The 12,048-nt window shown below is 67.5% G+C and carries 13 protein-coding genes; 7 read left to right on the top strand and 6 right to left on the bottom strand.

The window, feature by feature from the left end; translation table 11 throughout:
- Position 1: 1 nt before the first annotated feature.
- Positions 2-1,423 (bottom strand): acyl-CoA synthetase, encoded by a 1,422-nt coding sequence (locus BO226_RS21970; RefSeq protein WP_387398157.1) that lies wholly within the window; start codon positions 1,421-1,423, stop codon positions 2-4.
- Between the two features lie 147 nt (positions 1,424-1,570).
- On the opposite strand from BO226_RS21970, the gene BO226_RS21965 reads away from it, so the two are divergent.
- The 3 genes from BO226_RS21965 to BO226_RS21955 all read left to right on the top strand — a co-directional run bounded on the left by BO226_RS21965 (position 1,571) and on the right by BO226_RS21955 (position 3,324).
- A complete protein-coding gene (locus tag BO226_RS21965; protein ID WP_071936069.1) occupies positions 1,571-2,308 on the top strand; it encodes an IclR family transcriptional regulator in 738 nt (245 codons plus the stop codon).
- A gap of 123 nt (positions 2,309-2,431) precedes the next feature.
- A complete protein-coding gene (locus BO226_RS21960) occupies positions 2,432-3,106 on the top strand; it encodes a hypothetical protein (RefSeq protein ID WP_071936068.1) in 675 nt (224 codons plus the stop codon).
- Complete coding sequence (locus tag BO226_RS21955; RefSeq protein ID WP_024102285.1) at positions 3,106-3,324, top strand: helix-turn-helix domain-containing protein; 219 nt, start codon at positions 3,106-3,108, stop codon at positions 3,322-3,324. The genes BO226_RS21960 and BO226_RS21955 overlap by 1 nt, the downstream gene beginning before the upstream one ends.
- A 100-nt stretch (positions 3,325-3,424) precedes the next feature.
- Here the strand turns inward: BO226_RS21955 and fahA are convergent, their stop codons facing one another.
- The 4 genes from fahA to BO226_RS21935 all read right to left on the bottom strand — a co-directional run bounded on the left by fahA (position 3,425) and on the right by BO226_RS21935 (position 7,333).
- Positions 3,425-4,609 (bottom strand): fumarylacetoacetase, encoded by a 1,185-nt coding sequence (gene fahA, locus BO226_RS21950; RefSeq protein WP_064852321.1) that lies wholly within the window; start codon positions 4,607-4,609, stop codon positions 3,425-3,427.
- Entirely contained in the window at positions 4,606-5,487 is an 882-nt protein-coding gene (locus tag BO226_RS21945) for a hypothetical protein (RefSeq protein ID WP_064256484.1), read from the bottom strand. The genes fahA and BO226_RS21945 overlap by 4 nt, the downstream gene beginning before the upstream one ends.
- The gene (locus BO226_RS21940) at positions 5,484-6,686 is read right to left on the bottom strand and encodes a homogentisate 1,2-dioxygenase (RefSeq protein WP_071936066.1); all 1,203 of its coding nucleotides are present in this window, start codon (positions 6,684-6,686) and stop codon (positions 5,484-5,486) included. The genes BO226_RS21945 and BO226_RS21940 overlap by 4 nt, the downstream gene beginning before the upstream one ends.
- Before the next feature lie 116 nt (positions 6,687-6,802).
- Positions 6,803-7,333: a MarR family winged helix-turn-helix transcriptional regulator gene (locus BO226_RS21935; RefSeq protein ID WP_071936065.1), complete on the bottom strand. Its 531-nt coding sequence runs from the start codon at positions 7,331-7,333 to the stop codon at positions 6,803-6,805.
- A gap of 157 nt (positions 7,334-7,490) precedes the next feature.
- On the opposite strand from BO226_RS21935, the gene BO226_RS21930 reads away from it, so the two are divergent.
- Genes BO226_RS21930 through BO226_RS21920 form a run of 3 tightly spaced genes read left to right on the top strand, consistent with a single transcriptional unit; the run spans position 7,491 to position 9,904 of the window.
- Positions 7,491-8,141 carry a DedA family protein gene (locus tag BO226_RS21930; RefSeq protein WP_006554664.1) on the top strand — a complete coding sequence of 217 codons (651 nt, stop codon included), beginning with the start codon at positions 7,491-7,493 and terminating at the stop codon, positions 8,139-8,141.
- Positions 8,142-8,150: 9 nt separating this feature from the next.
- Positions 8,151-9,242: a sensor histidine kinase gene (locus tag BO226_RS21925; RefSeq protein ID WP_071936064.1), complete on the top strand. Its 1,092-nt coding sequence runs from the start codon at positions 8,151-8,153 to the stop codon at positions 9,240-9,242.
- The gene (locus BO226_RS21920; protein ID WP_071936063.1) at positions 9,230-9,904 is read left to right on the top strand and encodes a response regulator transcription factor; all 675 of its coding nucleotides are present in this window, start codon (positions 9,230-9,232) and stop codon (positions 9,902-9,904) included. The genes BO226_RS21925 and BO226_RS21920 overlap by 13 nt, the downstream gene beginning before the upstream one ends.
- Positions 9,905-9,917: 13 nt before the next feature.
- On the opposite strand, the gene BO226_RS21915 is transcribed toward BO226_RS21920, so the two are convergent.
- The gene (locus BO226_RS21915) at positions 9,918-10,322 is read right to left on the bottom strand and encodes a hypothetical protein (RefSeq protein ID WP_024102291.1); all 405 of its coding nucleotides are present in this window, start codon (positions 10,320-10,322) and stop codon (positions 9,918-9,920) included.
- Positions 10,323-10,538: 216 nt separating this feature from the next.
- Between BO226_RS21915 and BO226_RS21910 the strand changes: the two genes are divergently transcribed.
- Positions 10,539-12,044: a YhgE/Pip domain-containing protein gene (locus tag BO226_RS21910; protein WP_071936062.1), complete on the top strand. Its 1,506-nt coding sequence runs from the start codon at positions 10,539-10,541 to the stop codon at positions 12,042-12,044.
- The last annotated feature ends 4 nt before the right edge of the window (positions 12,045-12,048 follow it).

The raw sequence follows: 12,048 nt of genomic DNA, 5'->3' as shown, positions 1-12,048 counted from the left end.
GTCACTTCCCTGCGAGGTAGTCCTCGACGAGAAGCTTCTTCTGCACCTTGCCCATGGCGTTGCGCGGAAGAGCGTCGACGGTGCGGATCTCGCGGGGGCGCTTGTGGATCGACAGGGTCTGCGCGACGAAGTCCGAGAGTTCGCCCGGATCACGGAGATCCCCGACGACGTAGGCGACGATCCGCTGTCCGAGATCGTCGTCCGGCACACCCACCACCGCCGCCTCCTGCACGCCGGCATGGTTCAGCAGCGCATGCTCCACCTCGCCGGCGCCGATCCGGTAGCCGCCGGACTTGATCATGTCGACCGATTCGCGGCCGACGATGCGGTGGAAACCCTGGTCGTCGATCACGGCGATGTCGCCGGTCTTGAACCAGCCGTCCTCGGTCATCGACTCGGCGGTCTTCTCGGGGTTGTCGAGGTAGCCGTCGAACAGGGTCGCGCCGGACACCTCCAACTGGCCGAGGGTGTCGCCGTCGTGCGGCACGAGGTTGCCGGCCTGGTCGCGCAGGCGGGTGGAGACGCCCTGGATCGGCAGTCCCACCCAGCCGGGCCGGCGCTCACCGTCGTGGCGGGTGCTGATCGTGATGATCGTTTCGCTCATTCCGTACCGCTCGATCGGCGCGGAGCCGGTGAGGGCGAGCATGCGCTCGAAGACCGGCACGGGCAGGGGTGCGCTGCCCGAGACCAGGAGGCGTGCGGACGACAGTGCGCGAGCGGACGATTCGTCGGCGACGACCCGCGACCACACGGTGGGAACACCTAAGTAGAGCGAACCACCCGCCGCTGCATAGGCTTCGGGCTTCGGTCGCACCGTGTGCACGAGCGACGAGCCCTGCCGGAGCGCACCGACGACGCCGAGGATGAGTCCGTGGACGTGGAACAGCGGAAGTCCGTGGACGAGAGTGTCGTCGGACGTCCAGTTCCACGCCTCGGCGAGGCCGTCGAGGCCGGCCGCCACGGCGGACCGCGAGAGCACGACTCCCTTGGGGGCACCGGTGGTTCCGGAGGTGTACATGATCATTGCGGCGCTGCCCGGGTCCGCCTCGGCGTGCGAGGACGACGAGCGCGCGTTCGCGTCGACCGGGATCGCGGGCAGGGTGACGTCCTCGGGGGCAGTGCCGAGCCACACCTGCGCACCCGAGTCCTTCAGGATGTGCGCGCGTTCGGCCGGACCGGAATCCGGCGGCACCGGCACGGCGGCCACACCGGCCATGAGGCATCCGGTCGTGGCGATCACCGTCTCGATGCTCGCGGTGGCGTCGATGGCGACCCGCGAGGAACCGGCGACCTCGTCGGCCACCGCGGCGGCGGCTGCGATCAGTTCGGAACGGGTGAGCGATCCGTCTCCGACTCGGACGGCACTGCGGTCGTCGCCGCCTGCTCCGGACTCGGTGAGCGAGGTCAGCAACGGCACGGGCATGGTGGTCATCGGTGGGTCCCTTCTCGACGTCCTGCCGGACGGTGTCGCGCAGCGTATGGTCCATATTGTGGACCGATGTGCTACGATGCAGTCCGGCTCAACCTATATTCCGTGACGCCTGCCGTCAACGACGCGTGAAAGGTTCCGATGAACAGCGTTCTCACCGCACTCCGCGTGTTCGAGGAGGTCGCGACCACGCAACCGGTCGGGCTGTCGGAGTTGAGCAAGCGCCTCGACGTCCCCAAGAGCACCGTCCAGCGATGCCTCAGGACCCTCGCCGAGGCCGGCTGGCTGCGCCCCTCGACGGCGAACGCCGGGCAGTGGGTCATTACCGGCCGCGCGTTCAGCCTGGGCAGTGCGACGTCGTCCGGCGACGACCTACGCGAGGTCGCACTCCCGGAACTGAACCGCCTGCAGGCCGAGACGGGTGAGACCGTCCATCTCGCCGTGCCGGACGGGAACGAGCTGGTCCTGATCGAGCGACTCGACAGTCCCCATCAGCTGCGCGCCTTCCTCGCCCTCGGCACGCGCCTTCCCCTCCACGCCGCGTCGACCGGCAAGGCCTATCTCGCGTCGCTGCCCGACGAACGGATCGAAGACTTCCTCGCGACCGAACTCCCATCACTGACCGAGCGCACCGTCACCGAACCGGCGGCGCTGCGCGAGGAGATCGCCGAGATCCGCGCCCGCGGGTATGCCGTGACCGAACAAGGGCTGCACGACGGCATCGCCGCCGTCGCCGTCGCGCTGCGTGGGCGCGGTGGCACCGTGCGCGGTTGCTTCAGCATCTCCGGTCCGGCTTCGCGGCTGACACCCGACCTCTTCGCCGACTACGGCGCGAAGGCGCTGGCAGCGCGGGACGCGATCGAGCGTCGCCTACCCTGATCCGCTCCGAGCAGGACTGGCGGGCGCCCCCACCTCTGGACATATCGTTTATCGATAGGTATAACGATTATCGATGGTATCGACAATCGATAGCCCCGCCGTCCGGCGAGTTCGGAGACGACCATGAATTCCACCCACGACACCGACCGCCCCCAGGGCCCGGGCGCCGAACCCGACACGCTCTCCCCCACCGAGACGTCGAAGAAGGACCGCACCGATCTGCGGGCGTCCCTCACCGTCTTCGCGCTGACCTCACTGATCGTGCTCTTCACCTATGTCCGCGACCTCGCGAGCTCCCTCGGCGACGGCATCGTGACCGCGCGGGTCCGGTTCGACGACGCGGCAGCGGCGCCGGTGCTGTCCACCCCGAACGGCACCGACCTCCAGACCACCTCGACGACGGTGATCGACGTTCCGACCGACACCCTCTCACCCGTCAGCGTCGGCCTCCTCCGCGCCGGGGAGGCGGTACAGACGTTCGGTTACCTGACAGCCCTGGCCCTGCTGAGCTGGATCGTCGTGCGATTCGTCCGGGGCCGATTGTTCGACCGGGGTGTCATCCGGCTCGTGTGGGTCACGTCGATGGTGGCGATCGCGACCATCATCGTCCCGATGATTCCCCGCACGCTGGGCACCAACATGTTGATCCGTGACGTGGACATGAACGAGGTCCTCTCGAACGCGCCTCTCGGACCGGAGTTCTGGTACGCCTACGTCTTCTGCATGGTGATCTCGGCCGTGGGCGTGGTACTGCGGATCGGCAGCCGCATGGCGCGCGACAACGAAGGACTCGTCTGATGCCTCCGGACACCGAGCATGCCGTCCGGTGTCATCTCGACGAGCTGCTGGCCGATCGGGGCATGACGCTCACCGAGTTGGCCGACAAGGTCGGCGTCAGCGTGGTGAACCTGTCGGTACTCAAGAACGGACGCGCCCGCGCGATCCGCTTCTCGACCCTCACCGCCCTGTGCCGCGTACTGGATTGCTCTGTGGGCGACATTCTTTCGGTCGACTGACCCACACCGGAAAACAGCGATGCCCGAAACCTCGTGGGTTCCGGGCATCGCCGATCGGCCCGGCCGGTGGCTCTCCGGCTGACGCACGGACCTGTTTCCTCTATTCCCCGATCGCGGGAAGAATGCGGGTGCGGACCTCACCGAAGCCGATGCGGGTCCCGTTCGGGCCGGGCGCGGTGGCAGAGATGGCGATCTCGTCGCCGTCCTCGACGAAGGTGCGCGTCTCGTCGCCGACCTGCACGGGTTCTGCTCCGCCCCAGGTCAGTTCGATGAAGGCGCCGCGCTGGTCCTTCTCCGGGCCCGAGATGGTGCCGGAGCCGAACAGATCACCGGTGCGGGTCGCGGCACCGTTGACCGAGGTGTGGGCGAGCATCTGCGCGGGCGACCAGTACATCTGCGCGTACGGCGGGCGCGACACGACGTGCCCGTTCCACTCGACCTCGAGATCGATGTCCAAGCCCCACTTCTCGGTGCCCTTCAGGTACGGCAGCGGTTCCGGGTCCTGCACCGGGGTGTCGATGCGGGCGGCCTCGAGCGCGGCGATCGGGACGACCCACGGTGAGATCGACGTCGCGAAGGACTTGCCGAGGTTCGGGCCCAGCGGCACGTACTCCCACGCCTGGATGTCGCGGGCCGACCAGTCGTTGAGGATGACCGCGCCGAAGCAGTGGTCGGCGAACTCGTCGGGGGTGATCCGCGAACCCATCGGGGAGCCGACACCGACAATGAAGCCCATCTCGGCCTCGATGTCGAGGCGGATCGACGGACCGAAGACCGGCACAGGATCGTTGGGGCCCTTGCGCTGTCCGCACGGACGCACGATGTCGACGCCCGAGGTCACGACGGTGCTCGACCGGCCGTGGTAGCCGACGGGCAGGTGCTTCCAGTTCGGCATCAGCGGGTCGGGATTCTGCGGGCGGAACAGCCGGCCGAGGTTCGACGCGTGGTTCTCCGACGCGTAGAAGTCGACGTAGTCGGCCACCTCGATCGGCAGGTGCATCGTCACGTCGGCGACGGCGAAGACGGCCTCGTCGGCGACGTCACCGGCGACGAGTTCCTTGATCGCAGCGCGGACTTCGTCCCACCGGGCGCGGCCCCGGGCCATGAACGCGTTGAGCGACGGCTCGGCGAAGACGATGTCGTCCTCGAAGACACGGCTCAGGTCGAGGACCGAATCTCCGACGCGGACACCGACGCGGGGTTCGCTGTCGGCCGTGGAGAAGATGCCGTACGGCAGGTTGTCGAGGCCGAAGAGCGAGCCCTCCGGAATGGCGATGGTGGTCATGCGTTCGTTCCTTCGGTGATCGGGGAAACGGTCGAGGGTGCCAGACCGAGGCCGAGCAGATCCTCGAGCGGTTCGGCGATGCTGCAAGTGCCGTACGACAGGAAACGGCGCCGGACCTCTGCGGCCCGGTCGTCGGAGAGTGCGCCGAGACGTGCGGAGAGCACTGCCCCGTCACGTTCGGCCAGCACGGACGCGACCTCGTCGATGTCGGCTCCGGACAGCACCGCGTCCACCGCGGCCAACAGGTTCACGAACCCGTGCTGTTCGAAGCCCGTCCTCGGGTCGGTGTTGCGCACCGCGTGGTGCAGACCGGCGGTCGCCTTGAACGGAACTCCCGTGGTGACGACCGTCGAGACCGCTGCGGCGAGCTCGGCTTCGTCCGGATACGCCTCCGCCACGATCCCGCCGGTGCGGAACTTGGCGGCGTACGGCGTCCCGGTCAGTCGGGCGAGGATCTCGGCTCGGCGCTCGTCACGCGGAACCTCGACGAATACATCGATATCCGGTCGACTCACCCTGATCTCGTCGAGCGCCGCGAACAGCTCGTCGACGGATTGCTCTGCGGGGACCGCGATCTCGAGGGCCACCACGGACACCGAGTCCATTGCGTCGACCTGCTCGAGTGCGGGCCGGACGGCGGCGGTGCCGGTCGGTGCGGTCAGGCTCAGGGCCAGCTCACCGGGATACGGGTGTTGCGCCAGGTGATCTGCGAGTTCACCGAGGCGACCGGCCGGGAAGACGAACGCTCCGACGAGCGGTGCGTGCGCGGACGAGCGGTGCCCGGCGTGGGCGGGGACGGCGACGGGCAGCGGGGCGTTGCCCGGAGGGAACAGCGCAGCGTCGTCGCACAGTCCGGTCAGGAGAGGTCCGAAAGTCATTTGGCCGCTCCTGCATTGCGGTTCCAGCTGCCGGCGTAGGCGGCGTCCTCGCACGCGAGCGCACCCTCACCGAGTTCGAGCGGGCGGAAGGTGTCGACCATGACGGCAAGTTCGTCGAAGAACTCCACACCGATGCTGCGCTCGTAGGCACCCGGCTGCGGGCCGTGCGCGTGACCACCGGGGTGCACCGAGATCGAACCCTGGCCGATGCCCGATCCCTTGCGGGCCTCGTAGTCGCCGCCGCAGTAGAACATGACCTCGTCGGAGTCGACGTTCGAGTGGTAGTACGGCACCGGTACGGCCAGCGGGTGGTAGTCCACCTTGCGGGGCACGAAGTTGCAGATGACGAAGTTGTTGCCCTCGAACGCCTGGTGCGCCGGCGGCGGCTGGTGGACGCGACCGGTGATGGGCTCGAAGTCGTGGATCGAGAAGGTGTACGGGTACAGGCAGCCGTCCCAGCCGACCACGTCGAAGGGGTGGTGCGGCATCAGGTAGCGGGTGCCGACGATGCCCTGCGAGGTGCGGTGCTTGACCAGCACCTCGACGTTCTCCTCCTCGACCTGCATCAGCTCGGTCGGTCCGTGCAGGTCGCGTTCGCAGAACGGCGCGTGCTCGAGGAACTGCCCGAACTTCGACAGGTAGCGCTTGGGCGGCACGATGTGGCTGTTGGCCTCGATCGTGTAGGCGCGCAGCGGTGCGTCGCTCTTGGGTACCCAGCGGTGGGTGGTGGCCATCGGTAGCAGCACGTAGTCGCCGGCCTTCGCCTCGAGCGGACCGAATACCGTCTCGACGGTGGCCTCACCGGACTCGACGTAGACCATCTCGTCGCCGACCACGTTGCGGTACAGCGGCGAGGGCTCGGTCGACACGACGTACGAGATGCGGACGTCGGCGTTGCCCAGGACCAGACGACGACCCGTCACGACATCGGTCTCGGCCCAGATCGTCTCGGGGAACAGATCGTGCAGCTTCAGGTGCCGCGGCTCGAGCGGATGGTTGGGCCTGGTGGTCTGATCGGGCAGCTTCCACTCGGTCGCGTCGACGATCGCCGACGGGATGTACCGGTGGTAGAGCAGCGCCGAGTCGGACGAGAAGCCCTCCTCGCCCATCAGCTCTTCGTAGTACAGGTTGCCGTTCTCGTCGCGGTGCTGGGTGTGACGCTTGGGCGGGATGACGCCGAGCTGTCGGTAGAACGCCATGATCTGACTCCTCGCGGATCTCGGGCGTGCGAGGGAAGGTCGCTCGCCTGGAATTAGTAAATACGTTAACTAATCCGAGGGTGTGAGCGCAACCACGGAGAGGTCACGAGGCTGTGTCAGTTGCGTCCGCGCACGTCGAACTGGCTGCGGTTGGTGATCAGCTTGTTCAGAAGCATCACGAGAATCTGCTGCTCGGTGGGGGTGAGCACCTCCACCCAGGCCTCCTCGCGCTCGTTCTGAGCGCGGAAGCTGTCGCGGATCTCCTTCTCCCCCGCTTCGGTGAGCGACAACTGCACCGAACGCGCGTCGTGACTGACCGGAGTCTTCTCCAGGATTCCCGCCTCGACCAGCGGTTTCGCGAGGTTGGACACGGCGGCGCGGCTCATCCCGGTGAGCCGCGCGGCGACGTTCGGTTCGATCGGGCCCGCGAGCCAGATGACGAACATGAGCCGATAGGCCGACCACGACCGGCCACGCGGACGGTGGACCGTGGCCTCGAGGTCGTAGGTGACGATATCCGAGGCCCGGTTGAGGGTGAGCAGGACTTCGGTTGCGCTGCGGTGATGTTCGCCGCCGAACTTGCTGTTCAGACGCTCCTGTGCGAGTTCGACGAAGGACCAGTAGTCGAGGTCGCGGGGTCTGGACATGCGGTCACAGTACCGCAGATCCAGGATAATTCATCTATTTACTATCCGGTCGAGCGACCGGCATTCGGCAGGACTGCGGAAAACCGCGCTCCGAACGCCGCGAAGTCGGCGGAAAACCGCAGCGACCTGCACGTTCATCGCTCATAGTGTTCCGGACATGAACCTCGCACACACCCTCACGCAGTCCCCCACGGACGAACTCCACGGCCTCGCGGGTCTGTCGCTACAGCTGATGGAGATGCTCGGAGCACCCGGTGCCGGTGTCGCGGTCGCCGCGGAGAACCTCTTCCCGCCGATCCCGAGCGAGGTGATCCTTCCCCTCGCCGGCTTCGCGGCCTCCCGCGGGGAGATCTCCCTCGTCTCGGCCGTCGCGTGGACCACCCTCGGCTCCCTCGTCGGCGCACTGCTGCTCTACCTCGCCGGACGCGCCTTCGGCCGTCAGCGGATGTATGCCGTTGTCGAGCGACTCCCCCTGGTGAACACCTCCGATCTGCGGCGCGGCGAAGAGTGGTTCGCCCGGCACGGCGAGAAGTCGGTGCTCCTCGGCCGGATGGTGCCGCTCGTACGGAGCGTGATCTCGGTTCCCGCCGGGGTGGAGGCCATGCCCGTCGGTCGGTTCGTCGTCCTGACCGCCCTCGGTAGCGCCCTGTGGAACTCGATCTTCGTACTCGCCGGATACCTCCTCGGTGAGAACTGGGGAGTCGTCGAACCGTATGCCGATGTTCTGCAGAAACTCGTGATCGTCGCGGTGGTCGCAGCAGTGGCGGTGTTCGTCGTCCGCCGTGTCCGATCGATTCGCGCCCGTTAGGGTCGGTCCGTGATCGATCACCTTCGGCGCTCACTCGGGACCTCGGTCCGCGCCGTCGTCGGGCTTCTGCTCGGGATCGTCACCGCGGTGACGGGTGTGGCGGCATCGGCTCGCCGTACCACCGACGGACCGGGTCGCGCGGCCGAACGCGACCGTATTCGTCTCGTGCGATGGTTCGACGCCGAGGCGGTCCGGGATCTTCCGGATCGCGAGCCGACCGGATATTTCCTCGTCCGCCTGGCCTACGGTCCGCTCGTCGGCCTCGTCGTCCTGCTCGTCCTGATCTCCGCGACCGGCTACGGGGGCTGGGCGATCGTCCTGCTGGCAGGCGGTCGCATCTCCGTCGCCGACGGTCTCGTCTCGCTCCTCGTCGCCGCCGTGATGATCTATCTCTCCGTCCGGATGGCGATGATCGTGGGCCAGTGGGACGTCCGCACAGCCCTGCGGTTGCTCGGCGACGATGCCACGCAGCATCGCCTCCGCGACCTGCAGCGCACCCGCGCCGACGTCGTCACCGCCATCGACGACGAACGCCGGCGGATCGAACGCGCCCTGCACGACGACGTCCAGCAGCGGGCCGTCGCGCTCGCACTCGACGTCGGTCGCGCGCGTCGCACCGCCGAACGCGGCGGCGGGAACCTCGTCGCCGACCTCGACAACGCCGTCGCCCAGGCGCAGGCGTTGCTCACCGAACTGCGCGACGTGGCGTGGCGGATATACCCGGCCGCGCTCGACGAGCACGGACTCGCCGCGGCGCTGGAAGGGTTGTCCGCGCACACCTTCCTCCCCGTCGACCTGGATCTGTCGATCGACCCGGAACCACCACACGATGTCGCGGCAGCCGCGTACTACGTTGCCGCGGAAGGGGTCACGAACTCGACGAAGCACTCCGGCGCCGACAACGTGTCGGTGACCGTCGCGGCGGACGGTCACGTCGTCACGGTCACGGTCGTCGACGACGGATGTGGCGGGGCCGAGATGACGGGCTCCGGGCTGACAGGTCTCGCGCGCCGTGTCGCCGCGCTGGACGGGCAGTTCTCCGTACACAGCCCCCGCGGAGGGCCGACCGTCGTGGAAGCGAGGATCCCGTGCGCATCGTGATAGCCGAGGATTCGACCCTTCTTCGCGAGGGCCTGTCCCGGTTGCTCGCGGACGAAGGCCACGAGGTGGTCGCCGGTGTGGGCAACGCCGTCGAGCTGCGTCACGTCGTCGAGCGCGACGTGCCCGACCTCGTGTTGCTCGACGTGCGTATGCCCCCGACCTACTCGACGGAGGGCATCGACGCCGCGCGGCGCATCAAGGAGGAATACCCGCAGGTCGCTGTGCTCGTGCTGTCGCAGTACGTCGAGCACCGGAACGCGACCGGTCTGCTCACGAACGGCTGGGGTGGCGTGGGCTATCTGCTCAAGGACCGCGTGTCGGACGTGGGGGCGTTCCTCACCGATCTGGAACGTGTCGCCGCGGGCGGGACGGCCTTCGATCCCGAGGTGGTGCGGCAACTGTTCGCGAGCACCCGCCGCACCGACCCTGTCGCCACCCTCACCGAACGCGAACGCGAGGTGCTCGAGGCCCTCGCTCAGGGGCTGACGAACACCGGCATCGCCGATCGTCTGACCATGTCGGTCAGCGCCGTCGAGAAGCACGTCAATTCGATCTTCGTGAAGCTCGACCTGCCGCGCGAGGCCGACCGTAGTCGGCGGGTACGGGCGGTTCTCCTCTATCTCGAGAGCACAGGCACCCCGAGCTCGCGGGACGACCGCTGACGCCCCGTACGGATCAGAAGAGCGGATACACGAAGTGCCCGACGCCTCCGCCGGGTGCGCTCGACCCCGTCACATTCGGAAGGTTCGCGGGCAGACGCTGAAGCTTATGTGGACGGCCTTCGAGGTCGGCCTGCCAGCAATCGGTCGTCACGCCGTGGAAGCCCTGACACACGATGCGGGTGTTCGTGCCGAAGGGCGAGGTCAGCCGCGGCTCGTTCACCAGCGGATTCCAGTAGGCAAGCTCGTCCGGCGTGAGCCAGTTGGCGGGGTCCACGTCGTACACGTAGATCGGGCTGTTCGGTTGCTGGACCGGCCACTCGTCCTGCGCCGCCGCGATGCCGGCGCCGCCGAGGACGATTCCTCCTGTCACTGCGGCGACCGCTCCCGCTCGCAGTACCCGCCGAAATCCGTTCGCCATCGTTCCCTCCACCCATTCTGTCGGATCCGTCCGTCGACCACATCGAAACACGGACCGCGGGGTCCGATACGACAAACCGAAATTGTCGATCTCCGACGCTTTCCGGCAATTCGGGCAGGGAGGTCTCCTTCGAGTGACAGATCATGCAACCCGACCTCGCGTGCATTCGAGCACTCGAGCCCTCCAAGAGCACACATCTGTGTGCACAATTGATAGGTGAGTTCAACCCAGTCGACCACCGATCCGCACCACGGCACCCTTCGCAGCCCGCGCTTCTGGCTCGCGCCCTTCGCTGTCGTCGCAGCGATGATGAGTGCCCTGGCCTACTTCTATCTCGGCGCACTCCTCGATCCGAGCGAGAACCTGAGACAGTTCCCGATGGCCATCGTCAATCAGGACGTCGGCGATGTGCTGCCCGGATCGGACGAGCGACAGAACTTCGGCGACCAGATCACCGAGGGCATCCTCGACGGCATCGATCCCGAGGAGATCGACCTCCGACGGATGGGAATCTCGGCCGCCAACCAGGGCCTCGACGACGGCAGCCTGTACGGCGCGATCGTCATCCCGAGCGACTTCACCAAACGCATCTCGATCCTCGCGCAGGCCTCGGTCGTTCCCGGTGACATCGAGAAGCCGATCATCACCCTCTACACGAATCCCCGGACGGGCGCGTTCGCGACGGGCATCGTCACGAAGATCGGCGACCGCGCGCTGACCCAGGTGAACGACACGGTCGGGCAGCAGCTGACCGAGACCGTCACCGCGACGCTCGCAGAGTCGGCACCCGACCTGCAATTGTCCGGAGCATCCAGCCTCGTCCTGACCCAGCCGATCGATGCACTCACCGTCGAGCACAAGCCGCTGCCCGACGGGACGGGCGCCGGCCTGTCCGCCTTCTTCTACACCCTGCTGCTGATCCTGGCCGGCTTCACCGGCGCCACGATCATCAACGCGGTCGTCGACAGCGCCCTCGGTTTCGTGCCCACCGAATACGGCCCCCTCTACATCGCGCGGGAGACCACCCGGATGTCGCGCCTGCAGGTGCTGGCACTCAAGTGGGGCATCACGGTGGTCATGTCGTTGATCGTCTCGGCGTTGTATGTGTGGATCGCCACCGCACTCGGTATGCCGGCGCCGCGCGCGCTGCTGCTGTGGGAGTACGGGGCGCTCGCGATCTCGGCCGTGGGCATCACGTCCCTCGCGGTGATGTCGATCTTCGGCGCGGCGGGCCTGCTGGTGAACCTGATCGTGTTCATCGTGCTCGGCCTGCCGTCGTCCGGTGGCACCATTCCGATCGAGGCCACCCCGCGGATGTTCGAATGGTTGTCGACCTTCGAGCCGATGCACCAGATCTATCTCGCGGTGCGGTCCATCCTCTACTTCGACGGACGACCCGACGCCGGGCTCGGCCACGGCGTGACGATGACGATCGTCGGCGTCGTGTTCGGTCTCGTCGTCGGCGCCCTGGTGACGTGGATCTACGACCGCGTCGGTTTCCACCGGGCCGCGGACGCACCCGTGCGTCTGCCCTGGCGGCCGTCGCGACAGCAGGTTCGGGATTCTGCGGTCGCGACCGACACGGTTCGTTCGAACGACAGCGTGGACGCCGGTGAGGACGATCGTGACGATACGGGCGAATCCTCCGGCAGCTCCGAGCATGCGGGCGAAAGCGACGGGCCCACGAACGAAATGGGGGACCCCGCCGCGCGTCGGGGGTAGCGGC

This window comes from Rhodococcus sp. 2G, from assembly GCF_001886355.1.
Classification (GTDB): Bacteria; Actinomycetota; Actinomycetes; order Mycobacteriales; family Mycobacteriaceae; genus Rhodococcus; species Rhodococcus pyridinivorans.
Note: the sequence above shows the minus strand (reverse complement) of the source record. Positions and strands in the feature narration are given on the sequence as shown.

Excerpts from the sequence above, each read along its gene's own strand:
- BO226_RS21935 (WP_071936065.1), bottom strand. The coding sequence starts at position 7,333 with ATGTCCAGACCCCGCGACCTCGACTACTGGTCCTTCGTCGAACTCGCA.
- BO226_RS21940 (WP_071936066.1), bottom strand. The coding sequence starts at position 6,686 with ATGGCGTTCTACCGACAGCTCGGCGTCATCCCGCCCAAGCGTCACACC.
- BO226_RS21945 (WP_064256484.1), bottom strand. The coding sequence starts at position 5,487 with ATGACTTTCGGACCTCTCCTGACCGGACTGTGCGACGACGCTGCGCTG.
- BO226_RS21960 (WP_071936068.1), top strand. The coding sequence starts at position 2,432 with ATGAATTCCACCCACGACACCGACCGCCCCCAGGGCCCGGGCGCCGAA.
- BO226_RS21915 (WP_024102291.1), bottom strand. The coding sequence starts at position 10,322 with ATGGCGAACGGATTTCGGCGGGTACTGCGAGCGGGAGCGGTCGCCGCA.
- fahA (WP_064852321.1), bottom strand. The coding sequence starts at position 4,609 with ATGACCACCATCGCCATTCCGGAGGGCTCGCTCTTCGGCCTCGACAAC.
- BO226_RS21970 (WP_387398157.1), bottom strand. The coding sequence starts at position 1,423 with ATGCCCGTGCCGTTGCTGACCTCGCTCACCGAGTCCGGAGCAGGCGGC.
- BO226_RS21930 (WP_006554664.1), top strand. The coding sequence starts at position 7,491 with ATGAACCTCGCACACACCCTCACGCAGTCCCCCACGGACGAACTCCAC.
- BO226_RS21965 (WP_071936069.1), top strand. The coding sequence starts at position 1,571 with ATGAACAGCGTTCTCACCGCACTCCGCGTGTTCGAGGAGGTCGCGACC.
- BO226_RS21955 (WP_024102285.1), top strand. The coding sequence starts at position 3,106 with ATGCCTCCGGACACCGAGCATGCCGTCCGGTGTCATCTCGACGAGCTG.